The 24,454-nt window shown below is 71.9% G+C and carries 18 protein-coding genes; 7 read left to right on the top strand and 11 right to left on the bottom strand.

Annotated elements, in window-relative coordinates:
* Positions 1–283 precede the first annotated feature (283 nt).
* From WMF34_RS15845 to WMF34_RS15835, 3 genes are all read right to left on the bottom strand, one after another.
* Entirely contained in the window at positions 284–619 is a 336-nt protein-coding gene (locus WMF34_RS15845; RefSeq protein ID WP_012235670.1) for a 4Fe-4S dicluster domain-containing protein, read from the bottom strand.
* Positions 616–2,277 (bottom strand): FAD-binding protein, encoded by a 1,662-nt coding sequence (locus tag WMF34_RS15840; RefSeq protein ID WP_437993780.1) that lies wholly within the window; start codon positions 2,275–2,277, stop codon positions 616–618. Before WMF34_RS15840 ends, WMF34_RS15845 begins: the two co-directional genes overlap by 4 nt.
* Before the next feature lie 203 nt (positions 2,278–2,480).
* The gene (locus WMF34_RS15835; protein ID WP_437993779.1) at positions 2,481–3,311 is read right to left on the bottom strand and encodes an NADPH-dependent oxidoreductase; all 831 of its coding nucleotides are present in this window, start codon (positions 3,309–3,311) and stop codon (positions 2,481–2,483) included.
* A gap of 403 nt (positions 3,312–3,714) precedes the next feature.
* Between WMF34_RS15835 and WMF34_RS15830 the strand changes: the two genes are divergently transcribed.
* Complete coding sequence (locus WMF34_RS15830) at positions 3,715–4,470, top strand: alpha/beta hydrolase (RefSeq protein WP_437993778.1); 756 nt, start codon at positions 3,715–3,717, stop codon at positions 4,468–4,470.
* Positions 4,471–4,794: 324 nt separating this feature from the next.
* On the opposite strand, the gene aroA is transcribed toward WMF34_RS15830, so the two are convergent.
* The 5 genes from aroA to WMF34_RS15805 all read right to left on the bottom strand — a co-directional run bounded on the left by aroA (position 4,795) and on the right by WMF34_RS15805 (position 10,857).
* The gene (aroA, locus tag WMF34_RS15825; RefSeq protein ID WP_012235666.1) at positions 4,795–6,081 is read right to left on the bottom strand and encodes a 3-phosphoshikimate 1-carboxyvinyltransferase; all 1,287 of its coding nucleotides are present in this window, start codon (positions 6,079–6,081) and stop codon (positions 4,795–4,797) included.
* Between the two features lie 107 nt (positions 6,082–6,188).
* Positions 6,189–7,592 carry a glycosyl hydrolase family 8 gene (locus WMF34_RS15820; protein WP_012235665.1) on the bottom strand — a complete coding sequence of 468 codons (1,404 nt, stop codon included), beginning with the start codon at positions 7,590–7,592 and terminating at the stop codon, positions 6,189–6,191.
* 248 nt (positions 7,593–7,840) lie between these two features.
* Entirely contained in the window at positions 7,841–8,755 is a 915-nt protein-coding gene (locus WMF34_RS15815; RefSeq protein ID WP_012235664.1) for an isoaspartyl peptidase/L-asparaginase, read from the bottom strand.
* Between the two features lie 53 nt (positions 8,756–8,808).
* Positions 8,809–9,369, bottom strand: coding sequence for a hypothetical protein (locus WMF34_RS15810; protein ID WP_012235663.1), 561 nt, complete (start codon positions 9,367–9,369; stop codon positions 8,809–8,811).
* Positions 9,370–10,356: 987 nt separating this feature from the next.
* The gene (locus WMF34_RS15805) at positions 10,357–10,857 is read right to left on the bottom strand and encodes a hypothetical protein (RefSeq protein WP_162143993.1); all 501 of its coding nucleotides are present in this window, start codon (positions 10,855–10,857) and stop codon (positions 10,357–10,359) included.
* A 374-nt stretch (positions 10,858–11,231) separates the two neighbouring features.
* On the opposite strand from WMF34_RS15805, the gene WMF34_RS15800 reads away from it, so the two are divergent.
* The 3 genes from WMF34_RS15800 (at position 11,232) to WMF34_RS15790 (ending at position 16,827) form a co-directional block, all read left to right on the top strand.
* A complete protein-coding gene (locus WMF34_RS15800; RefSeq protein ID WP_437993777.1) occupies positions 11,232–13,052 on the top strand; it encodes a hypothetical protein in 1,821 nt (606 codons plus the stop codon).
* Positions 13,053–13,119: 67 nt separating this feature from the next.
* Positions 13,120–14,511, top strand: coding sequence for a pyridoxal phosphate-dependent aminotransferase (locus WMF34_RS15795; protein WP_231864861.1), 1,392 nt, complete (start codon positions 13,120–13,122; stop codon positions 14,509–14,511).
* A 90-nt stretch (positions 14,512–14,601) separates the two neighbouring features.
* On the top strand, positions 14,602–16,827 hold the full coding sequence (locus WMF34_RS15790) for a protein kinase domain-containing protein (RefSeq protein WP_437993776.1): 2,226 nt from the start codon (positions 14,602–14,604) through the stop codon (positions 16,825–16,827).
* Between the two features lie 58 nt (positions 16,828–16,885).
* On the opposite strand, the gene WMF34_RS15785 is transcribed toward WMF34_RS15790, so the two are convergent.
* Complete coding sequence (locus WMF34_RS15785; RefSeq protein WP_080598886.1) at positions 16,886–17,314, bottom strand: response regulator; 429 nt, start codon at positions 17,312–17,314, stop codon at positions 16,886–16,888.
* Positions 17,315–17,657: 343 nt separating this feature from the next.
* Here WMF34_RS15785 and WMF34_RS15780 point away from each other — a divergent pair, with 343 nt between their 5' ends.
* The 3 genes from WMF34_RS15780 (at position 17,658) to WMF34_RS15770 (ending at position 20,622) form a co-directional block, all read left to right on the top strand.
* Positions 17,658–18,164, top strand: a complete 507-nt coding sequence (locus tag WMF34_RS15780) for a DUF2505 domain-containing protein (RefSeq protein WP_012235656.1) — start codon at positions 17,658–17,660, stop codon at positions 18,162–18,164.
* Positions 18,165–18,406: 242 nt separating this feature from the next.
* Complete coding sequence (locus tag WMF34_RS15775) at positions 18,407–19,744, top strand: NAD(P)/FAD-dependent oxidoreductase (RefSeq protein ID WP_012235655.1); 1,338 nt, start codon at positions 18,407–18,409, stop codon at positions 19,742–19,744.
* Between the two features lie 86 nt (positions 19,745–19,830).
* A complete protein-coding gene (locus WMF34_RS15770) occupies positions 19,831–20,622 on the top strand; it encodes a hypothetical protein (RefSeq protein ID WP_437993775.1) in 792 nt (263 codons plus the stop codon).
* Positions 20,623–20,646: 24 nt separating this feature from the next.
* Here the strand turns inward: WMF34_RS15770 and WMF34_RS15765 are convergent, their stop codons facing one another.
* Positions 20,647–22,137: a tetratricopeptide repeat protein gene (locus WMF34_RS15765; protein WP_437993774.1), complete on the bottom strand. Its 1,491-nt coding sequence runs from the start codon at positions 22,135–22,137 to the stop codon at positions 20,647–20,649.
* Positions 22,138–22,213: 76 nt separating this feature from the next.
* Positions 22,214–24,418 (bottom strand): serine/threonine-protein kinase, encoded by a 2,205-nt coding sequence (locus tag WMF34_RS15760; RefSeq protein ID WP_437993773.1) that lies wholly within the window; start codon positions 24,416–24,418, stop codon positions 22,214–22,216.
* Positions 24,419–24,454: the final 36 nt, after the last annotated feature.

The raw sequence follows: 24,454 nt of genomic DNA, 5'->3' as shown, positions 1-24,454 counted from the left end.
GTCGGCACCTCGCCTCCCGGCCGTGAGCGGAATGGTGGCCTCGTTTCTCACCCAGGTTGTGAGAGCAGGCCGAAGTCAGTCACAAGAATTGCGCGGGACGCACGATTTCTCGGGCATTGAAAATTTACCGCCACGCACCTGAGGACAGCGGGCTCGACTGGCCCGAGCCTCTTCAGGGCAGCAGGTGCTCGCGTTCGAAACGGCTCGCCGCGAGACCTGTTGTGGCGGGCATGCGGATGGGGGGCTGCAGCCGTGAAGGCACGCGGAGGCGCTCGCGGCGCCTCTAGGTCTGCCGAGCGACCGTGAGGACGCGGAACGTCTCGTCGGCGGCGGCGCCCGGCTTGCGCCGGGTGCCCCAGCCCACCGCGGCCCGGTAGCTCCCGAGCAGCCCGGACGCCTCGAGCCGTTCCGCGTCCACGGCGACCGGCCGCTCCGCTTCCGGAGCCACGTAGAGCGCGTCCACCGGGCAGTAGGCCTCGCACATGAAGCACGTCTGGCAGTCGCCCTGCCGGGCGATGACCGGCGCGCCGCCCGGGACGCGGTCGAAGACGTCGGTGGGGCAGACCTCGACGCAGAGATCGCACCCGATGCACCGGGCATCGCTGACGAGCTCGATCATGGCGCCTGCGCCTCCGCCGCGGCCGCGCCGATCGACGCCGGCGCGGTGGACTCCGGGCGCACCCACACGTGGTCCAGACCGCCGGTGATCAGCCGCCGCTGCTGCGCCGGGTCGAGCCCGGGATGGTCCTTGTGTTTGTGCATGCCGCGCGTCTCGGTGCGCGCGCGCGCCGCGTTGAACATCCAGCGCGCGGTGGCCACCATCGCGGCGCTCTCCCGTGCCCGCACGGCCCCGCGCACCGCCGCCCCGGGCGAGGCCTGCCGCACCTCCCTCCACAGCCCATCGAGCCTGTCGAGCGAGGCGGCGAGCCCCCGCGCGGTGCGGAAGAGGTTCTTGTCGTACGGGAACACCTCGTTTTGCACCGACCGGATCACCCCTTCCGCGTCGAGCGGCCTCGTCCCGCCCGCCGCCGGGAGCGCGGCGCGGCCGGCCCCCTCGACGACCCGCCGGCCGGCGCGCGGGCCGACGCTGCGCGCGAACAGGGCTGCTCCCTCGCCGGCCCACTGGCCCGAGGAGATGGCCCACGCGGCGTTGTGGCTGCCGCCGCCCGTGAATCCGCCGCAGATGAGCTCTCGCGTCGCGGCGTCTCCGGCGGCGTAGAGCCCCGGCGCCGAGGTGGCGCAGCCGTGGCTGGTGATGCGGATCCCGCCCGTGCCGCGCACGGTGCCCTCGAGCCGCAGCGTGACGGGGAACCGCTGCCGGAAGGGGTCGATGCCGGCGCGATCGAAGGGAAGGAAGAAGTTCGGCTGGGCCGTGCGCATCCACGCCTGGAGCGCCTCGTCGGCCTTGTCGAGCTGGGCGTAGACCGGCTGCGTGAGGAGGGTCTCCGCGATCACGGACCGGCCGCGCTGCGAGCCGGCCCCCTCGATGACGCGCCCGTCCTCGTAATAGAACGTCGCCCAGTTGTAGAAGAGGGTCTTGGTGACCGACGCGAAGGCCGGGGCGATCGCGTAGGCGTTGGAGAACTCCATCCCTGACATGTCGGCGCCCGCCTCGGCGGCCATCAGCCCTCCGTCGCCGGTGAGGACGTTGGTGCCGAGCGCCTTGCTCAGGAAGGCGCAGCCGCCGGTGGCGATGACAACGGCCCCGGCCCTCACCACCCACCTGTGCCCGAGCTGCCGGCAGATGCCGGCCGCCCCGGCGACCACGCCGCTCGCGTCGACGAGGAGCTCGATCGCGGGGCTGTGGTCGAGGATGCGGACGCCCGCGAGCTTCACCCGCTTGCGCATCAGGCGCATGTACTCGGGGCCTTGCAGGCTGCGGCGGACGGGCTGCCCGCTGTCGTCGACAGGAAACGGATAACCCCAGGTCGCGAGGTCGTTCACGCTGGCCCACGTCCTGTCGAGCACGCGGTCCATCCAGCCCCGGTCCGCGAGGAACCCGCCCAGCCCCTCTCGGCTGGCCTTGGCCGCCTCGCGCATCTCGGGGACCGGGGGCACGTACCACACGCCGACCCCCGAAGGCGCCGTGGCGCCGCTGCTGCCGCAATACCCCTTGTCCGCAAGCACGACGCGCGCGCCCTTCGCCGCCGCGGCGAGCGCGGCCCAGGTCCCGGCGGGCCCGCCGCCCAGCACCAGGACGTCGGCCTCCAGCGCCAGCGTGTCGCTCCCGTCGAGGACGCGTCCTCCCTCGCCCTCAGGCTCCAGTTCCTCGCTCATGATGGGAAGGCTCCCTTGTTCAGGCCAGCTGCCTTATCCGCCCCCTTTCACTGCAATTGCAGCCGACATGCCATGGCCTGTTTCCCGGCATCGATCCGGTGGCCGGCTTCCTGATTGCTGGAGAGGCACCAAGGGCTGCTGCCCAGGTGCTGCTCCGGGCGCACCTCCGCGGCACCTCGCGCGCATCGACCGCTGGGCTCCGGCTATTGCAGCCGGAACCCCATCGCCAGGAGCGCCGCGCGCAGCCGGTCGCGCCCGCGCAGCGCCTGGGCCGACTCGACGCGCGCGGCCGAGTGGCGGCTCCAGCTCCCCTGCACGCCCATGCGCTCCTTCGTATAGAAGCGCTCCATGAGCTGGTCGTAGGCATCGAGCGCGCCCACGCTTCGCTCGAACGCGCCGTACTGCTCGCGGTGCAGGACGACCTCTTGCGGGAGCCGCGGCTTGATGCTCGCCGGGGTGGCCGCGTCGGGCCAGCCCACGCACAGGCCGAACGTCGCGAACACCTGGGGTGGCAGGCCGAGCTCGGCCGCGACCGCTTCGGGGTGGTTCCGCAGCGCGCCGATGTAGACGGTGCCGAGGCCGAGCGACTCGGCCGCGACGAGCGCGTTCTGCGCGGCGAGCGCCGCGTCGACCACCGCCATGACGAACATCTCGAGGTAGTCGAGCCCCTCGTGCCCCACGCCGCGGAGCTTCGCGAGCTCGCCGAGCCGCTGCAGATCGGCGAGCCAGACAAGGAACAGCCCGCAATCGCACACGTGCGCCTGGCCGCCGGCGAGCTCCGAAAGGCGCCGCCGCCGCTCGGCGTCCTGCACCGAGAGCACGCTCCAGAGCTGCAGGTTCGAGGAGCTCGGCGCCGACTGCGCCGCGGCCACGAGCAGCTCGAGCGTGCCCTCCGGGAGCGGCCTCGGCGCGTAACGCCGCACCGAGCGATGCCCGAGCAGCGCCTCGATCACCTCGTTCCACTGCGCGAAGCGGGGCGCCGGCCCCTCGCCGCCGTACCGCTCGCCGAAATACGCCACGCCGCGATCACTCATCGGTCTGCTCCTTGCCATCCTTCGCCATCGAGCGTCTCTCGCAGCGCGGGACGTGCTCCCCTGCCGCGATGCCAGGCTGTTCCAGGCGCGCCTCGGCGCCGCGCTCGCACAGCGCGACGATCCGTGGAAGCGCGCCAGCTGGACTCGTCCGTTATAACGGACGAACCGTCCACCATAAAGAACAAAACCGCGCTGCTCGCCGGGTGAGCGGACCCCCTCAAAAAATAGGTCGTCTCATCCATACCTCGCGCGGTCCCTCATCGTCCGGACCGTCGTCATGATCGCGGTGGACCTGGGTCATCTCCTGATCGGCCACCAGGGGGGCCGCTGATCCAGCTGGCCCGCGCATCCGCCGTGCGGCGCCCCGCTTGCCGTCGGCCGGTCCTGGCACCACGGCAGTCGTATGAAGTTCTCCGTTCTCGCTCTGGCCGGCCTCGGCGTCGCCATGCTCACGACGGGGTGTAGCAAGGAGGACCGAGCCCTCGCGGAGGAGCGCCCGGTGCAGCCCGCGAGGGTCGAGCGGCAGCCCGTCGAGCCGCCGCTCACGGCGGCCGAGGTGCCCGTGCCAGGCGACTTGCCGGCGTTCGTCGTCACCGGGCCGCTCGGCGCGTGTCCACGGATGGTGTTCCTTCACGGCATGTGCGGGCACGGGCTGGGCTACGTGCAGGCCTTCACGAGGACGGCGCGGGAGCACGGCGGGGTGCTCGGGCTCCAGGGCGACGTGCCTTGCGGCGCCGACCGGGTGTTCAGCAAGTACTCGCCCGACGTCGACGAGCAGGACGGCCGCATCCGGAACGCGCTGGCGGCGTGCGGCGGCGAGGCGGAAGACCTCGTGGTCATCGGCTACTCGCAGGGTGCCTATCTCGCGGAGCGGCTCGCGGAGCGGTGGCCGGAGCGGTATTCGCGGCTGGTGCTGCTCGGCGCGCCCACGACGCCCTCGGCCGCGCGCCTCCGGGACATCCGGGGAGCGGTGATGATCAGCGGCGAGCTCGACGCCACGTACCGCATGAAGGAGGGCGCGAGCGGGCTCCTCGCCGCCAAGATACCGGCGGTCTACCGGGAGATGCCGGGCGCGCACCACGGAGCGCTGCCGGACGCCGAACGGGTGATGGACGAGGCGCTCGACTGGCTCGACGCGAACGCGCGGCCCCGCCCTTGAATCGACATGACGAGGGCCCTCGTCGTCACGCCGACCAGGGCCCGGCTCGGGCCCCTCCTTGCGAAAAGTCCTCTTCACCGTGGAGAGCCAGCGGGGGAGGTGGAGCAGCGCGGGGCGCCGGCGGGGCAGGCCCCCACAAACCCGAGCGCCGGCCCGCAGCGAAGTGATCTCTCCCCGATCTCGCCCCCCGTTCAACGGGCAATAGCCACCACAAGGCGCGAGTTTGTGGGACAGCCCCGCCGGCGCCCCGCGCTGCTCCACCTCCCCCGCTGGCTCCGCTGCAGCCGGATCGTGCTAATTGGAAGACGCCATGGCCGCCCGCGGTCACCCGCCGCTCGCGCTGCGGCACCGCTCGACGTCCTCCCAGAACGTCGGGTACGTCTTCGCGACGCAGGCCGGATCCTCGATGGTGATCCCCGGCCGGCACAGCCCCAGGATCGCGAAGCTCATCGCCATGCGGTGGTCGCTGTAGCTGCGCACGAGCGCGGGCGTCAGCGGCCGAGGCTCGATACGGAGCCAGTCGTCGCCGTGGGTCACCTCCTGGCCCAGGCGGCGGAGCTCCGCGACCGTGGCGGCGAGGCGGTCCGTCTCCTTGATCCGGATGTTCGCCACGTTCCGGATCGTCGTCGGCCCCTCGAGGAGCGGAGCGATCGCGGCCAGCGTCATCACGGTGTCCGAGATGTGGTGCATGTCGACGTCGATGCCGCGCAGGCGCCCGTCGCTGCGCACGGTGGTGGCATCGGCCTGCCGGCTCACGCGCGCGCCCGCCTGCTCCAGGAGCTCGACGAACCGGTAGTCTCCCTGCAACGCCCCCTCGGAAAGTCCGGGCACGGTGATGGCGCCGCCCGCGGCCGCGGCGAGCGCGAACGGATAGCTCGCGGACGACGCGTCGGGCTCGATCGGGTACGCCCGCGGGCGGTACCCCGCGGCGGGATGGACCGTGAACCCGCCCGCGGCCTCGTCGATGCGGCCGCCGAAATCCGCGACCATGCGCCGCGTGATCTCGACGTAGGGGCGACTGACCAGCTCGCCGGCCACGCGCAGGTCGATGGCGGCGTCGGCGAAGGGGCCTGCCATCATCACCGCCGAGAAGTACTGGCTGGAGCGATCGCCGCGCATCGTCAGCGTGCCGCCCTTCAGCCGGCCGCCCCGGATCCGGAGCGGCGGGCACCCGGTCGCGCACTCCACGTCCGCCCCGAGCTGCCTCAGGCCGTCGACCAGATCGGCGATCGGCCGCTTGGCCATGTGCTCGTCGCCGACCAGCACCACCTCGCCCGGCACGAGGCACGCGAGCGCCGCGAGGAACCGCACCGTGGTGCCGCTGTTCCCGATGAACAGCTCGCGCCCCGGCGCGCGCAGCCGCCGCCGCCCTCCCTTCACCACCAGCGTGTGCGGCCCGGCGTCCTCGATCCCGATCCCCAGCGCTTCCAGGGCGGACCGCATGTGCCGGGTGTCGTCGCTATGGAGCACGCCCTCCAGCGTGCTCTCACCGTCGGCGAGCGCAGCCAGCACGAGCGCGCGGTTCGTGATGCTCTTCGAGCCAGGGACCCGCCAGATCCGATCCGGCGGCGAGGACAGCGGGGTGATGGGCAGTGGACCGGCAGGGATCATGGAGGCGGCGGACTATAGCGGGGCGCATCTTCGTGCGCCACGGGCTCATCGCGTCGCTCGACGGAGCCTGGATCACACGAATCTGCGCGCCGCCGCGCCGCCGCGCCTCACTGCGGCGCGTACGCCTGGAACTGACCGCCCACGTGCAGCAGCGCCATGAAGTACAGCATGCCGTCGTAGTAGCGGTACTGCCCGCTCGGGGGATCGAGGTCCCAGAGCGCCTGGACGAAATCGGCGGACCGCGGGTCTTTGGCCGCCAGGCTGGCGGCCGCGTTCATGGCGACGAGCCCCGAGGAGTGGTCGGCGCTCAGCGCCTCGCCGTCGAGGGTGAACTGGTTCCCGTACTCCGCTCCTTGCGCCTCGAAGAACGCCTGGATCCGATCGCTGAGCTCCTGCTGGCGCTCATCCTTCGCCCACCACGCCCAGTCGACGGACCAGTTCATCGCGGTGCGCCACGCGTCGAAGCGGAAGTCCACGGACTCGGGTTTCCACGACGCCGCCTTGGGCGTGCCGTCGAAATTCGCGTAATCGGGCGTGAGCCCCGTCTCCGGGTGAGCCGCGAGGTGGAAGTAGCCGCGGCTCACCTCGGCCGCCTCGCTCCAGAAGGCGCGGTCCGCCTCCGGACCGTACTTGGCCCAGATCTCGTAGAAGGCCGGCAGGTGATACGACGGATCGGTGTGGTCCCCGTTGGTCTCGAAGTTCCCCGTGTCCGGCGTGAAGCGGATCTGGTGGTTCTCGGTGTTGAAGAGCGTCGACCCGGTCGTCGTGCGCGTCTCCCCGTTCCCGAAGGACTCCCCGGTGATCTCCGGTCGGTTCTTCATCAGGTCGAGCAAGCGATCCGCTTCCGCCCGGTAGTTGTAGATGCCCTCACCATTGCCCCAGCGCCCCGACGCGAAATAGAGCGCCGTCGCGAAGTACTCCTCGCCGTCCGGCGCCGGCATCTCGTCCAGCGGGGTGCCGTCGAAGTTCATCTGCCACGAGAAGTACCCGTACGCCGGGTGCGTCTCGTCGGCGTGGAACATGTAGGTCTTCGCCCAGTTCCAGAGCGCGTCGAACTCCGCCTGATGATCGGTCTGGACGGCGATCATCATGCCGTAGCTCATGCCCTCCGAGCGCACGTCCTCGCTCGCGATGTCGCGGATCTGCGCGAGCGGGCCGTTGTCGTTCTCCTCCTGCTCGAAATAGACGGCCTCTTGGGCCGGATCCCCCTTGAAGAGATGGTCCCAGGCGGCCGTGATCTTGGCGTTCACCTCGTCCTGCGTGCGCCCGTTCTCGACGAAGAGGTTGCGGTACACCCCCGTATCGACAGCCCCGCTCCCGCCAGGCGTCGACGCGCCGCCCCCGCCGTCGCCACCCCCGCCCCCGCCATCGGCAGAGCCGCCGGTCCCCCCTGCTCCGCCCGTGCCCGAGGACACGCTCCCTGCACCGCCGGAGCCACCGTCGTCATCCCCGCACGCGACGGCCGCCAGGAGCAGACCCACCGAGAGAAACCGCAGCGAATTCCGATTCATAAGATAGACCTCCTGGTGACGAAGCCCAGCGTGATCCCCGTGGATCGGGCACCGTTCAGGCCGCCTCGCCATGCATGACACGCCATGATCCGACGCGCGCAACAGCGCCGCGGCTCGGTTGCGAACACCCCAGCTCAGGACGAGCGCGGTTTGACAGCGATGCTCACGACCGCACACGCGAGAGCGCCCGGGGCGTCACGCGATGAACAGTGACCATGTAATAATCGAGGCCCCCCTGTAAAGACAATTCACACACCGCTTTCCTCGCCCCAATCGCCGACCGCTGCCCACGACATGGTCGCGGTCGATCGCGCCAGCCCGAACCGCCCGGTCCGATCGAGCGCGATGACGCCCCCGGTGATGTCGAGGCGCTCCGCCAGGTGCGCGATGATCCCGCTCGCCGCGTCGACCGCGCAGGTGCCCGCGCGCATCCGCTCCACGGCCGAGTGCGCCACGACGAGCCGGATCATCCCCTCGCCGTGGCCGGTCGTCGACACGGCACCGGCCTCGTCGTCCGCGTACGTCCCTGCCCCGATGAGGGGCGAGTCCCCCACCCGCCCGACCCGCTTGTTGACCGTGCCCCCCGTGCTCGTCGCCGCGGCGGTGAGCCCGCCCTCGTCGAGCGCCACCGCGCCGACCGTGTTGCCGGCCCAGGAGGTCGCGCGGACGCCTTGCTGGGCCGCCGCGAGCGCCTCCCGGGCCGCCTCCGTGATGAGCGCCGCCTCGCCCACGGGCGTGAACCCCTTCATCCGCGCGAACCGCGCGGCGCCGTGCGCGGCGTACAGCACGTGCCGGCCGTCCTCCAGCGCCGCGCGCGCGATCGCGATCGGCTCGGCGAACTCCGAGAGCGCGCAGACCGCGCCGGCCCTGAGCCCCCGGCCCTCCATGATCGACGCGTCGAGCTCGACGTGGCCCTCCTCGTTGAGGCACGCGCCCGTGCCCGCGTTGAAGAGCGGATCGTCCTCGAGGACGCGCACCGCGCGCTCGACCGCGTCGAGCGCGCTCCCTCCCTCGGAGAGAACGCGCGCTCCCTCGCGCGCCGCGCGGAGGCACCCCGCCGCATGCAGCGGCCGCCGCTCCGGAGCGACGTTGCCCGCGCCGCCGTGGACCAGGACGGTGCGCCGCCCGCCGCGCCCGCCCAGAGAATGGATGACGTGCTTCACGACCGTGGCACCCTACCGCGGCGCGCGCCCGGAGGTCCACGCCCAGCCGACGCTCACTCGGGCGGGAGCGCGCTCCGCTTGGCCTTGAGATCGTAGGCCATGCCGCACGGCAGCGCCGCGAGCACCGGCGCGACGCTGAGCTCTCCGGCGACGAGGTCCTCGCACCGCGACCCCGCCGTGGGCACGAACTCGAAGGACATCGTCGCCTTGAACCCCACGACGTCATCCCCTCTGCCGCCGAGCTGCCCGAGCGCCCGGTCGCGGCGCTCGACGGAGCACGGCGGCCCCGGCGGCGCGTCGCCGGCGCGCATGTCCACCACCACGCGCCCGTCGATCGAGAAGCTCACCTCGTCGTCGTCGATGACGCCTGCGATCACGCCGGCGCCGTTGTTCCAGTACAGGGCGCCGTCGCCGCGCGCGAGCTCGACGTCGAATTCCCACAGGCGCTTCGCGCCGAGCGCCCCCTCCCCGCACGTGTTCGCCGTCTGTGTCCCCACCACGTGGAACGCGCCGAGCGCGGTCCCCCGCTCCGGCGCCTCCTGATCCCCGAAGGCGTCGGCGCACGCTGGGAGCAGGGGCAACGCCGGCAGCAGCGCGAGCAGCAGCATCCGCATCGAGCCCGCGTACCAGACGGGCACGGCGCAGGACAAAAAAGCGCTCGCGGGCAATGGAAATAAAAACGGGCCGGGTGCTTCGCTCGCACCCGACCCGTCCCGTGGGCCTCTACCGGAGGCCTTCTGGACCCCGCTTGATCCCGCCTGTGCGGCGCACCCCCTGTCCCATCGCGACGAGCGTTCAGCCCCGGAGCGCCGGTGAGAATCGTTGCCGGAAGACCTGAGTCTTCCTCGATTCCCTCTCTGCCGGCCTCGCGGAGGTCGCGATGGCAGTCAACAGGTTATCGAGCGCCGGACCTGGCCGAGCGCGGTAGCGTTTTGCAAGGCCCCGATGACCCTGCGTCCACGCTCCACGAGGGTCAGCCGTTCCCAGCCTCCGGTATAGAAGAGCCACTGGTACTGTGCATGGTGTCCATCCCTCCTCCGGCTTGCCGGCACCCCGCGCCGGATCGAAAGAGATCGTCCGGCATGGCAAGGGTGTTCGATTGCGGATCAGCGGAGAGCCCGCCGATCTGGTGTCGACCCCAGCACCGTGGTGCTCCACGGCAGGACCATCCTGGAGCTGATGCTCCGTCCGAGGCCGAGGACCAGCGTATCACCGCTGTTCAGGCGAGCAAGGGGCTCACGCACCGAAACATCGAAAGCGATTCTCTTCCATTCCATCCATGTCCACCCCATGTCCACCCACGGTCCGCATCGTCCCACCGCTCCCACCGCGTCTCGCAGCGCAGCCGGGCAGGCGTCGGTCGTCGCCGCACGCCGCACGCCGCACGCCGCACGCCGCACGCCGCATGCGGCCAGGCAGGCGTCGCCGGAGGAGCAGCCAGGCAGGTCGAGGTGCAAGGCGCGTCTCGGCAGGACGAGGCGCAGCGCGCTCCAGCGAGACGACGTGCCGGACGCAAGCGCAGCTGCCGGAACAGGTCCGGTGAAACAAGGGCGAGGACGTCGCGCGGCGGGCTGGCGCGCCGTGACCGGGCCCCGCGCGCGTCAGACGTGTGCGAACCAGCTCGCCTCCTCGCCCTCCGGCAGCGCCGTGGCGAGGACCGCGAGCATCGCGTCGATCTCTTCCTTCGTGTGGACCCCGCTGCGCAGGATGGCCGCCGGGCCGTCGCCCCCGGGCACCACGACCGACTCCACGGCGAGCGCGGTGTTGACTCCGTAGCCGTAGGACGCCAGCGTCACGACCGCGGTGGCCTCGCGGTCGTCGAGCAGCCGGCGGATCGTCAGCGTGCGGCGCACGCGCTCGCTGTCCTCGGCCCACGACGCGAGCCACGCGCGCGCCGCCTCGTCGAGGCCGACGAGCACGAGCTGCGCGGGAGGCAGCGCGTCAGGATCGGCCGCGGCGACGGCGGCGCGGTGGAAGCCCCGCACCTCCCGGCACCAGAGCGGCGGCGCGCCGTCGACCCGCACGAGAAAGCCGTAGGGGCCTCGGGCCCCCTCTCGCTCCGAGCCCCCCGAAGAAGCGGAAGAGAAACTGTCGTTCGACACGAAGGGAGACGATACACGAGCTCTGCTCGGCGGAGGAAGCCCGCTCAATTGCGCAGCACGTCGAGCCGACACGGCTCCGCCCCGGTCACACGCACGCCACCTGGGTACGCCCGCCGATGCCCACCATGGCGGCCACAACGAGAGCGCCACACTCCTGGGATTTCGGCTAAGGTGGCGCCGCCTCCCCCGTGGAGCCCGTCCGGGACGGGGTGCGTCCTGCACCTACGGCGTCGCCCCGGCCGACGGGCTCCAGCCCGCAGCGACGGGTCGGGGCGGCAGCAGCGCCCGACGCCGGGCGCGCTGCCGCGGAAGGCCGGCGAAGAGGCCCGCCGGCGCGTCCCGCGTCACCTCGATCCCGATCCGAACCGCAGGCAATGAAGCTCACGTCACAACAAGTCATCGAGATCGTCATCGCGCTCTGCGCCTACTTCGGCGTCGCGTTCGCGCTCAACTGGTTCGCCCCGCCGCGGCTCCGCGTGCTCGCGCGGTACGGCACGGTCGCCGCGGGCGTCGCGCTCTTCTTCCATGGTCTGGACCGGTACATCGACGAGCACGCCCGCGCCGTGGACATGGCGAAGGTGGCGATCGCGATGGGCGCCGCGCTCTGCGTCTTCTACGAGACGCACCGCGAGGGGATGCGCCGGCCGATCGCGGAGCGCTGGAAGCGGTTCGCCGGCGTGGCGCTCGGTGTCGCCGCCATCATCGCGTACTTCAACGGCTTCCGCTTCGGCTATCCCAAGTATTACCACCGCTGGGATCAGTTCCATTATTACATGGGGGCCAAGTACTTCCCGGAGATGGGGTACGACGGCCTCTACAAATGCGCGCTGATCGCGCAGGACGAGCTGGGGCTCGTCACGTACACGAACGAGGACACCGGGCGGCAGGTCAAGCTGGACATGGCGAAGGAGGTGCGCCACCCGGACAAGAAGATCCGGAACCTCGGTGGCGACAACCTCCTCATGCCGGCGAGCGAGGTGCTCAGCACGCCCGAGATCTGCAAGGCGCACTTCTCACCGGAGCGCTGGGACGCGTTCAAGGCCGACGTGCAGTTCTTCAGGACGGCCTCGGACAAGGGCTACTGGGAGGACATGCAGAAGGACCACGGCTACAACCCGCCGCCGGTCTGGACGATCATGGGTAAGTTCTGGGCGGACCTCCAGCCGGCCAGCACCCGCTACCTGCAGTTCCTCGCCAGCTTCGATATTTTCTATCTGCTCGGGATGTTCGCCGCCCTCTACTGGGCCTTCGGGTGGCGGGTCTTCGCCGTCGCGGCGATCTTCTGGGGCTGCCAGTCGTCGGCGCCGTTCTACTGGACGGGCGGCGCGTTCCTCCGGCAGGACTGGCTCTTCTACCTGGTCCTCTCGGCCTGCCTCATCCGGAAGCGCTACTTCAAGCTCGCGGGCGCGAGCATGGTCTACGCTGGCCTCCTGCGCATCTTCCCGGGCCTGCCCGTGATCGGCTGGCTCACCGTCGCCGGGATTCACCTCGTCCGCCACAAGCGCATGGCGAAGTCGCACGTGCAGGTGCTGATCGGCGGCGTGCTCGCGGCCGCCGTGCTCATTCCGGTGAGCATGAAGGTCTCGGGCACGGACTCGTACCGGCAGTTCTACGAGCACACGCTCAAGGTGCACGACCAGACGCCGCTGACGAACCACATGGGCCTCCGCGTGCTCGTCGGCCACGAGCCCGGCACGGGCGTCGAGTCCGGCCGCATGAAGTACACGAAGGACACGAAGCTCGTCGATCCGTTCGAGGTCTGGAAGCGGATGCGCAACGAGCGCTACGCGAAATACCGCTGGATCGCCTACGGGATCATCGCCGCGAGCCTGGCGGGCTTCGTCTACGTGTGCCGGCGCGTCCGCTCGCTGTGGGTGGCCCAGTGCCTCGCCCAGATCTTCGTCATCCTGCTCTCGCAGCTGACCTGTTATTACTACTCATTCATGATCTTGAGCGCGCCGCTCACCCGGGTGAAGCGCCAGATCGAGGTACCCCTGTTCGGCCTGGCAGCGCTCAGCCAGTTCATCTGGATCACGTTCAACTACAACGACGACAAGTACACGGTGCTCACCGCTGTCTCACTCGCCTTCTGCTATTACCTGCTCTGGATCTTCTCGGGTAAGACGATGCCGTGGGCGCGGCAGCCCGAGCCGGCGAGCGAGGACGGCGGAAAGCCGACGGCCCAGCAGGCTTGAGGCGCTCGCCTCCTGCTGGGTCGCCAGGGCAGCGCCTCCCATGCCTGGAAGTGCCTGGAAACGAACGATGACAGAAGTAGAGCGAGAGCATCCCGACGAGCGAAGCGACGTCCAGGGAGACGAGGCCCGGCCCAGCGATCCTGGGGCGGCGGCCGACCGGGGAAACACGCCGGCTCCTCCGCGCGGCGACGACCGGGCGGTCCACGCTTTCCGGAAGGTCCCGCGGACGGGCGTCATCTACGTGACGGCCGAGGCCGCGCGCCTGGGGTTCAAGCCTGGGGCCGACGAGGGGACGGACGGCTGGTGCAACCTCGGGCAGGGCCAGCCGGAGACGGGCCCGCTCCCGGGCTCGCCCGCGCGCTGCGCGGCGGTGCCGATCTCCGGAGACGACCAGGAGTACGCGCCGGTGGCTGGCCTGTGGGAGCTGCGCGAGGCGATCGCGTCGCTCTACAACCGCGCGTACCGGCGGGGCATGCCGTCGCGCTACACGGCCGAGAACGTGGCGGTGTCGGGCGGGGGTCGCATCGCCCTCACCCGCGCCGCGGCGGCGCTCGGGCAGATCAACCTCGGCCACTTCCTCCCCGATTACACCGCCTACGAGGAGCTGCTCGACGTCTTCCGGCTGTTCTCGCCGATCCCGATCCTGCTCGAGGGCGAACGCGGCTACTCGTTCTCCGTCGGCGACCTGCGCCGCGAGATCCTGGGCCGCGGCCTGAGCGCGATCCTCGCCTCGAACCCCTGCAACCCGACCGGGAAGCACGTGCGCGGCGAGGAGCTCGCCGCCTGGGTCCGCACCGCGAAGGAGCTCGATTGCGCGCTCCTGCTCGACGAGTTCTACTCGCACTACATCTACGGGATGGGCGACGTCGCCCCGATGGAGAGCGCCGCGCGCTACGTCGAGGAGGTCGACCGCGATCCGGTCGTGATCTTCGACGGCCTGACCAAGAACTGGCGCTACCCCGGCTGGCGCGTCACGTGGACGCTGGGGCCGCGCGAGGTCATCGAGGCGGTGGCGAGCGCCGGCAGCTTCCTCGACGGCGGCGGCTCCAAGCCGATGCAGCGCGCCGCGGCAGAGCTGCTTACCATCGAGCACACCCGCGCCGAGACGACGGCCATCCACCGGACGTTCTCGCACAAACGTGAGATCATGCTCGAGGGGCTGCGCAGGATCGGCGTCACGGTCGACGCGGAGCCCGAGGGCACGTTCTACGTCTGGGGCTCGGTCGCGGATCTGCCCCCGGGGCTCTCCGACGGCTACGGCTTCTTCCGGGCGGCCCTCGGGGAGCGGATCATCGTCGTGCCGGGCGAGTTCTTCGACGTCAACCCCGGCAAGCGCCGGGCGGGGAGGCCGTCGCGGTTCCGCCACCACGTCCGCTTTTCTTTCGGCCCGAGCGAGGACGTCCTCGTCCGGGCGCTCGGGCGGCTAGAGCGCATGGTAGGCGAGCGTCGCCGGGCCTGACACCGGCGGCGCCGCGCAGCGGAGCGGGAAGACGGGGCCGAGCGCCAGGTCTTGTCGCGCTGCACGTCTTCCGACATGGTGGGGGAGCGCGTGGCCAAAGATCCGTGGAGTGATTGGAACGACGACGACCCCGGTAACTTCCAGCCGGGCGATACGATCGGCCCCTACGAGCTGCTGTTCCCGGCAGCCGTGGGCGGCATGGCCGCCGTTTGGGCTGCGCGGCTCAGGCGGCCCAACGGCTCCGTCCAGATCGTCGCCGTCAAGCTGCTGTCGGACGCGATGCGCGGGGATGACGACGCGCGGGCGATGTTCCTCGACGAGGCGTGCACCGCGTCGCGGATCCTCCACCCGAACGTCGTGCACATCCTCGCGTACGGCGAGGTCCGCGATCGGCCGTACCTCGCGATGGAGTGGATCGACGGCGCCCCGATCGCGAAGATCTTCTCGAACCAGAAGGCGAAGCGCGCGCTCTTGCCCCTGGGCTGGGTGCTCCACGTGATGATCGACGCGTGCGCCGGGCTGCACGCGGCGCACGAGGTCCGCGACGACACGGGCGAGCTCCTCAACCTGATCCACCGCGACGTCACGCCGGAGAACGTGATGGTGACGTTCGACGGCATGGTCAAGGTCGTCGACTTCGGCGTCGCGAAGACGCGGGCGCGCGCGCAGACCAGCCGCGTCGGCGCAATCAAGGGCAAGACCGGGTATTTCTCGCCCGAGCAGGTCATGGGCGGGGCGCTCGACCGCCGCAGCGATCTCTTCTCGATGGGCGTGCTGCTCTACCTGCTGGTGACGGGCCACACGCCGTTCCGCGGCAAGGGCCCGCTGGAGGCGATGCAGCAGATCGCCAACCGCAACCCGCAGCCGCCGCGCGAGATCATGCCCGAGGTCCACCCGGAGCTCGACCGCATCATCATGCGGGCGCTCGCCAAGAACCCGAACGAGCGGTACCAGACGGCCGCGGAGCTGCGCCGCGATCTCGAGCAGGTGAGCGCCGCGGTCCGCGAGAGCTACACCGACAAACAGGTGGGCCAGCTCGTGCGCGATCTGCTCCCCGGGGTCGCCGAGGCGCGCAAGGAGCGGATCGATCAGGCGCTCGACGAGCTCGACCGGATCCTCGCCGAGCGCGCCCACCCTCAGAAGCCGCAGGCCTCGCGCCCCGAGGACGCGACCGAGGTGATGCTGCGGCGCATCTCCATGCTGCCGATCCTGCAGGACGGCCCGGAGGCGACGGAGGGCGGGGGCGCGGCCGACGCGGCGCCGCCCTCGTCCCCGGCGGGCCCCGCGAGCTCGCGCATGTCGGGGCCGGCCAGCTCGCGCATGTCGGGGCCGGCCAGCTCGCGCATGTCGGGACCGGCCAGCTCGCGCATGTCGGGGCCGGCCAGCTCGCGCATGCCGGCGCCGACGAGCCCGCGCCGCGCGAACGCCGACCCGATGCGCAAGTCGAATCCGGACGCGACGCGCAAATCGACCCCGGATGCGACGCGCAAGTCGAACCCCGACGGCGCAGGCTCGCCGCTCGATTTCCCGGCGGGGCTTTCGCCGCTGCCGCTGCTCCCGCCGCCGCTGCACATGGGGCCGCCGGTGCCCCCGGGGCCGGCGGCTTACGTCGGTCCGGCGGCGCACGCGAGCGGCCCCGCGAGCGCCGTCGCGTCCGCGCCGGAGCGCCGCGCGTCCCCTCCCGCGAAGGGGTCCTTCGTGCGCGTGGCGTTGCTCGCGCTGATCGTCCTCGGCGTGGTCGCGGCCGTTGCGTTCCTGCTGCTCGCGCGTTCCGGCCGCATGCCGCTCGGCGGTGTGGTGGTGCCTTCCGCCAGCCCCAGCGCGTCCGCGCCGACGGTGCAGGCGCCCGACGCCGGCGCTGATGCCGCGGCGACGCCGGACGCGGCAGCGACGGCGTCGCCGGTCGCGAGCGACGCCGTCGCGGACGCCGCGGCCCCGACCGATGCAGCCGCGGCCGAGCTGATCGCCGACGCGGCCGCCCCCGCCGACGCGGCCGCCCCGGCCGACGCGGCCGCGGATGCCGCGGTGCCCGCCGATGCAGCCGCCCCTGTCCCGAGCGGACAGCCGGCGTACGTCCCCGGCGCCGTACCCGCGCCGGGGACGCCGTACCCGGGCTCCTCGGCCACCCCTGCGCCGCGCGTCCCAGGGCCCCTGCCCACGCCATCCGTCACCGGGTGGCCTCCGCCACGGCCCGCGAGCCAGCCCGGACTGCCGGCGACGCCGCCCGCCTCCACGCTGCCGCGCGGGCCCGTCCCCGGTCAGGCGCCGCCGCGGCCGCGCCCCGCTGCGCCCCCCCTCGACCTGGCGCCGCGGTAGCGCCTTCGGACCGGGCGCGGCTGCCTCCCCCGCAGCCCGCGCGGCCGGCGCATCGCGCTCAGTCCTCCTTCGGCTCCTCCGGCTGCGCCTCGTCGGGCGGGGGCGGGGTGGCGCGGGCCGCTGCTTTCTTCAGCGACGACTCCGCGAGCGACACCAGCATGGCGAGGTTCACCGGCTTCGAGAGCAGGAAGATCGCGTGCCGTCGCAGCGCGCGGATGCGCGCCTGCTGCGACTCATCGGCCGTCACGACGAAGACGGGCGTGTCCCGGTTCAGCGCTCCCTTGGCCGAGAGCGACTCGAGCACGCTGAAGCCGTCGATCAGCGGCATGTGCAGATCGAGCACCACGAGATCGAACTTGCGCGCGGCGAGCCGGCGCAGCGCCGGCGCCCCGCCGTTCGCCTCCTCCACGTCGCCCAGCGTACGGAGCGAACGCGCAAACATGGATCGGATCGCGGCGTCGTCGTCGATGACGAGGATGCACGTCACAGCGTCATGATCGCACGGACGCAGGAGCGCTGGAAGCCCGCCGCCAGCCTCCGCATCGCCCGGAGCGTGCGTACGCGACCGTGCGCAGCGCCTGTCTCCAGCACGCGGCGTCGCCTCCAGTCCCGCGGCGGCTTCGCGCCCCCGCGTCCGCCCGCGCTCGGCGTGACCTCGCGCGCCACGCGATCGGGGCGACGAGCGCCAGGCGCGCGCAGCGCAGACGGACGCGTTGCCAGCGCAGATCCCGTGTTCAGCGGTGCTGGTCGAGACATGGACGCCACGTACGGGCTGCGGTAAACGCGGAGCTGGACGTCATCGACCCCGCGCACCGCAAAGGAACGATCCCATGGGCAAGTTCACCCTCACACACGAGATCAACTGCAACCTCGAGACGTTCTGGAAGCTGTTCCTGGACAAGACGTTCAACGAGGAGCTCTACAGGAAGGAGCTCGGTTTCCCCGAGTTCACGATCACGGAGCAGGTCGAGACGGCGACGGAGATCATCCGGAGGTCGGCCGGGAAGCCGAAGATGAATTTGCCCGGCCCCGTCGAGAAGCTGCTCGGCTCCGGGTTCCGCTACACCGAAGAGGGCAGGCTGAACAAGGCGACGAACGTGTGGACCTTCAAGCTGACGCCAAGCACCCTGGCCGACAAGATGCGCAACGAAGGCGTCGTGCGCGCCGAGGCCATCGGCGACAACAAGGTGCGTCGGATCGCCGAGATCACGATCGAAGCGAAGGTGTTCGGCGTCGGCGGCATGCTCGAGAGCAGCGCCGAGAAGGAGCTGCGGCAAGGATGGGAGCTCAGCGCGGTCTTCATGAACAAGTGGATCGCCCAGGGCAAAACGGCTTAGCCGGGCCGGTGGCGATCAGCCGATCCCTGCCGCGCACCGCCTGGGGCGCCTGACGCCGGCGCTGCCCGACGAACGGACGGCGACGTCCGACGAGAGGGGGACGAGAGCGGATCGCGAGCGGCCGTCTCGCGGCCTCCATCCCGCGAACGAGCGAGGGCGCACCCCTGCACGTCCAGGGTCAAAGCGGGAGATCTGCGGCTCCGGCTCTTGCTGCGGTGGCGTGCGGGAACCAGGGCCACGGCATGGAGCACGTCGTCATCATCGGTGCCGGCTTCGGCGGCCTCTACGCGGCGCGGGCGCTCCGGCGCGAGCCGGTACGGGTGACCGTGATCGACCGGCACAACCATCACACGTTCCAGCCCCTCCTGTATCAGGTCGCGACGGCGGGCCTGAGCGCGAGCGACATCGCCACGCCCATCCGCCACGTGCTGCGCAAGCAGAAGAACACGAGCGTGATCCTCGCCGAGGTGAAGGCGATCGATCCCGTCCAGAAGCGGGTGATCTTCGAGGACGGCGAGCTCGGCTACGACAAGCTGATCGTCGCGGCCGGGGCGTCGCATTCGTACTTCGGGAACGACGCGTGGGCGGCCGTCGCGCCCGGGCTCAAGACCGTCGAGGACGCGCTCGAGATTCGCCGGCGCGTCCTCCTCGCCTTCGAGGCGGCCGAGCGCGAGCCGGATCCGGCGCGGCGGAGCGCCTGGATGACGTTCGTGGTGGTGGGCGCGGGCCCGACGGGCGTCGAGCTCGCCGGCGCCCTCTCGGAGCTCGCGCGGCACACGCTCGTGCGCGAGTTCCGGCGCATCGATCCGAGCAAGGCCCGCATCCTCCTGCTGGAAGGGGCCGGGCAGGTGCTGCCGTCGTACGTGCCGGAGCTCGGGGAGAAGGCGCGCCAGCAGCTGGCCGCGCTCAACGTGGAGGTGCGGACGAACTGCCGCGTCACCGACATCGACGAGGAGGGGGTCTCGATCGGCGACAAGCGGATCGAAGCCAGGACCGTGCTCTGGGGGGCCGGCGTGGCGGCGTCCGCCCTCGCCCGCACCCTCGGGGTGCCGCTCGACCGGGCAGGGCGCGTGCTGGTGGCGCCGGACCTGACGGTGCCGGGTCACGAGGACATCTACGTGATCGGCGACCTCGCGTCGGTGAAGCAGGAGGACGGGACGCCCGTGCCCGGCGTGGCGCCCGCGGCGATCCAGGGAGGGCGCCACGCCGCGCGCTGCATCGCGCGCACCCTGCGCGGGCTGCCGCGGCTGCCGTTCCGGTACAACGACCGGGGATCCCTGTCGACGATCGGGCGCGCCGCGGCGGTCGCCGACTTCGGCAGGCTGAAGCTCTCCGGGTTCCTGGCGTGGCTCGCGTGGCTGTTCGTGCATATCCTCTTCCTGATCGGCTTCCGTAACCGCTTCCTGGTGCTGTTCTCGTGGGCCCTGTCCTACGTGACCTACGAGCGCGCCTCGCGGTTGATCACGGGCGAGATCCCGCCGCTCCTGGAGGACCACCACGCGCCGGAGCTCGAGGCGCGCATGGATGGTGGCGCCGTGAGGAGGCACCAGCCAATGGAGCCCGCGCGCACGCGCGCATAACCGCCGCCCGGGAGCACACACGCCGCCCGCCGGCGTCCTGCGCTCGTCTGGACCTTGGCGACGGAGCTGCGTTAGCGTCGTTGATCATGACGATCCATCCCGGACAGGGCGCCTCGACGCACCCGTGGCGAGCGCTCCTCGCCAGCGCAGCACCTCTCGCCGCACTCCTGCTCAGCGCCCCCTCCGCCTTCGCGCAGGCGCCTCCTGCGTCCTCGCCGCGCGCAGGCGCCCCTGCCGGCGCCGAGCCGCAGCCCGCGCCTCACGGGGCCCCTGCGCCGTACGGCGCGCCTGCCCCGTATGGGCAGCAGCCCGGCTACTACCCGCCTCCGGGATACGCGCCGCCTCCGGGATACGCCCCGCCCCCGGGATACGCGCCGCCTCCGGGGTACGCCCCGCCCCCGGGGTACGCCCCGCCTCCGGGATACGCCTCGCCTTCCGGCTCGTATCCGGTCGGCCCGAGGATCATGAACTACGAGGAAGGACAGGCCGTCCCGGAGGGGTACCGCGTCGAGGAGAGGGCGCGCCGCGGCCTGGTCATCGGCGGCGCCGTGACGTTCGGCGTCACCTACATCCTCTCGGCGATGGTCGGGCTCGTGGCGGAGAGCGCCGACAGGGCGAGCGGCGGAAGCGGCGAGAGCTACCTCCCGCTCTACATCCCGCTCGCCGGCCCCTTCATCACCGTCAGCACCGCGGATGCGAAGGGCGGCGGCGTCTTCGTCCTCATGGTCGACGGGCTGGCTCAGGTCGCCGGGGCCGCGATGTTCATCGGCGGCCTCGCCGCGCCGGAGAAGAAGCTCGTCCGCAACGACGTCGCCCTGTCGGTGAAGCCGATCGTCACGGGCGACACCGTCGGGTTCGGCGTCTCCGGCTCGCTCTGAGCGCGCGCCGCCCGCGGCCCGGCGTCACGGCGCGACGGGCGGCGTCTCATCCATCGTCTTGACGGCGCGCTTGGCCCTGCGGCGCACGTCGACGTGCAGCGACTCGTCGAAGTTGATGGCCGAGAACGCCGCCCGCGCCTCGATGTTCTTGCCGAGCGCGGCGTACGCCTCGGCCTCGTTCCACCGCAGCTTCCAGTCGCGCTTCGCGAGGTCCGTGAGCTTCGCGGCATCGGCGATGATGTCCGGGTACCGCTGCTGCTTCCCGAGCTCGGTCCAGTACTCGGCCCGGAGGTCGTCGTCCCCGGGCGCGAGCGCGACGGCCGCCGCGAAGCCCGCGAGCGCGTCGTCGATCCGACCTGCGACCAGCTCGGCGCGGGCGAGCGAGCGGCGCGCGCCGGCGCTCTCGGGGTGAGCCGCGACGAAGGCGGCGAGCGCGGGGATCGCCTCGTTGACCTTCTGGATGTCCGCGGGATCGCTCGGCCAGAACCGGAGCGAGAGCGCCGCGAGGTCGCCTGGGTCGCTCTCCAGCGCGCGCTCGACCGCGGCGGGCACCTCCGCGCCGCGGCCCGCCTGGGACAGGCATTTGGCGAGCTCGACCCAGGCGCCCGACGAGGACGGCGCCGTCGCGACGAAGGCCTCGGCCGCGCCGAGCGCCTCGTCGGTGCGCCCGAGCGAGCGGAGCGCGGCGATCCGCGCGAGGTGCGCGCGCTCGCGGCTCGCCCCTTCGCCCGAGGCGGCGGCGGCGCGCTCCGCTGCAGCCAGCGCGACGTCGTGGCGGAGCTCGCGCTCGTGGTAGGCGAGCTGCTCGAGATAGAAGGCGCCGTCGCGGGGCGCCGCGTCCCACTGGCCCGCGAGGTACTCGAGCACCGCGTCGGAGCGCACGTAGACGAGCGAGGCCGCGTCGCGCGGGTTCTCGTAGATCGGCAGGAGGACCCCGAGCTGGACCATCGCGTCCAGCGCCGGCTGGCAGTCGGGCTTCGCCTCGAGCGCGAGCACCATCTCGTCGAGGGCGGCGTCCTTTTTCTGCATCGCCAGGTGCACTTGCCCGACCGCCACGTGGTAGTCGGCGTCCCCCTGGAACGTCTTTCGGATCGCCTGGAAGCTCTTCAGCGCCGCGGGGTGATCGCCCATGTTCGCCTGCGCCGAGGCGAGGTTCAGCCGCGCGGCGTGATCGTCGGGATCCATCGTGATGATGCGCTTGAGCGCCGAGATCGCCTTCTCGTAGTCGCGCTCGCCGAACGCCTTCTGCGCGCGCTCCCAGACCGGAGCCTTGTCGAGGAACGCCTCGAACTGCGAGACGAGCGTGCTGTTCTGCTTGCGCCAGACGCCGCTCTTGCCTGGCTCGGAGTTCGTGAGGAAGTCTTTGATCCACTTGCGGGCGGCGTCGATGCTGAGCCCCTTGTCAGCCAGCCCTTCGAACTCCCCCCGAGGCACCGGCATGCGCGCGGGGATCCCCTGCCGGCGCGCCGTGGTCTCATCCAGGCCGATCAGCACCCAGTCGCTTTGCTCGCTCATGATCCAAGGACGGTAGCTGCCGTGCCCCGCCGGGATCAAGCGACGTCTCGGCGCGTCGGGCGCGCGCGGCGGCGCTTCAGGAATAGAACCAGGCCAGCAAGACGAACGCCATGAAGGCCGCCGCAGCGACGGCGAGCGCGAGCGCGCGCGGCACGCCGAGGAGCATCGGCCGGAGGCTGGCCTGAAACGCGACGGCGTCCGCGGCGGTGGGCGGGCCGATCGCGTCGCCGGCAGCGTCGCCCCGGACGGCGAGCGCGGCGGATGGCGCGCCTGCCGCGTCGCTCCTCGCGGGGTCGGCGCCCATGAACGGCTGGGCCGCGCCCGCATCCCAGGGCGTCGGCGTGAGCCGATACGGGGCCGCGCTCGCGTCCCCGGGCGCCGGAGTGAGCCGATGCGGGGGCGCGCCGAAATCCGAGGGCCGCGACGTGGTCGGTGACGCCAGGTGCTCGAGGCCGAGCTGGGCGAGGATGGCCCGCTGCTCGTTGCCCCACGCGAGAGGCAGCGCCGTCGTCTCGGGCGCGAGCGTGAGCGGCGCGGACATCACCTTGTGCATCGCCCGCTCGAGCGCGAGCGCCTCGTCGAGGCGGTGCGACGCGCGCTCCGGGGCGGCGCTCGCGGAGAGGCGCAGCGCCTCGGTGGCCATCTCGGAGAGGTGAGCAGCCACCTTGGCCAGCGCCAGCTTGCGCTCGGCGTGGGCGACCGCGAAGCGCGCCTCCTCGCGAAGCCGGAGCGCCTCGGTCGTGAGGCGGTCGACCTCCGCGTGCAGCGGCCTCGCCCCTCCCGGCGCGCCCTGCGCCGTGAGCGGTGTGTCGGCGTCGTGATCCACGGAGAACACGCCCGCGGGAGAGATCGAGGGCGTCACCTCGTTCCCGGACGTCGCGCGCAGCTCGTCCCCCGACACCGGCTGCGGCTCGCTGTTCCGATCGGTGATGGATCCGTACGAGGGCAGGCTGCTGCGGCGCCGTGCTCCGCTCGAGCTGGAGGACCCGGGGTCCGCGCGCACCCTGCCGTTGCTGCCGACGACGACCGTCGCCTCGTCGGCCGTCTCGGAGGCCATCGGTCCGCGCCGGCCGGGGTCGTCGTCCGCGGCGTCCGCCTCGCGCGGCGTGAGGCCGGTCGGCGACGGGGACAGCGTCCCGCGGCGCGCCTCGATGTCGGTCGCGTCGTCGTTCTGAGCGCGCGCGCCCCCGCCGCCGCGGAGCCGACCGGGGGCGTTCGCCCCCCTGCCCCGCGGATCGGCCGAGGGCCGGCGCGGGATCGCCTCGGCTGTCGAGAGCGAGGGGCGCGGCGCCTTGGCGACCCCGGCGAAGCCGCCGGTGACGGCGCGCTCGAACCAGCGCATCTGTCTCATCGCGTTGCGCCGCACGAAGCGCCCGAGCGCCTCCTCGTTCCCCTCGTGGTACCCGTGGCTGTGCAGCCAGCCCTCCAGCCGCGCGAGGATCTCGTCCGCGCTCTGGAAGCGCGACGGCGGGTCCCTCTCGAGACAGCGCATGACGATCGACACGAGCTCCTTGTCGATCTTCGGCCGGAGCTCCCGCAGGTCGGCCGCTGGCTGCGTCGACATGCTCCGCAGGAGCTCGTAGTCGCTCGTCGACGGCCACGGGTGCTTGCCGGTGAAGAGCTCGAACAGCACGACGCCGAGCGAGAACAGGTCGGAGCGCCTGTCGGCGGCGCCCCCGCGGGCCTGCTCCGGCGCCATGTACGTCGTCACGCGCCGGCGCGCCCCGACGGCCGTCGTCATCACGCGGAGCGACGATTTGGCGAGCCCGAAATCGGCGATCTTCACCTCGCCCTGGAACCCGACGAGCACGTTGCCCGGCGTCAGATCGCGGTGCACGAGGTTGAGCAACGCGCCGGCAGGCGAGCGCAGCTCGTGCGCCGCGCTGAGCCCGCGGCAGAGCGTCGCGCCGACGTGGACGACGAGCCGCTCGGAGAACATCTCGCCGGTGTCGAAGACGGTCTTCATGAGCCGCGCGAGGCTCACGCCCTGCACGAGCTCGACGGCGAAGTACCACCCCTGCTCGTCCGTCCCCCAGCCGGCGACCTCGACCACGTTCGGGTGCTTGAGCGCCGCCGTCGTGCGCACCTCGTCGAGGAACCGGGTGGAGACGTTCTGATCCTCGGCGAAGTGCGGGTGCAGCCGCTTGACGGCGAGCAGCTCCCCAGGCCGGTGCGGACCTGCCGACCTGCAGAGATCAACGCGGGTGGTGGCCCCGGATGCGATCTCGGCAAGGAACTGGAGCGAGAGCGCAGCCGGCGCGGGCTCGGGGAGCCGAGACATGCACGGAGAAGTCTAGCGGGCGACGGGCCCCACCGG

The sequence above is a fragment of the Sorangium sp. So ce145 genome (assembly GCF_051525985.1).
GTDB classification, from domain to species: domain Bacteria; phylum Myxococcota_A; class Polyangia; order Polyangiales; family Polyangiaceae; genus Sorangium; species Sorangium cellulosum_B.
This window is presented reverse-complemented; position numbering and strand designations above follow the sequence as displayed.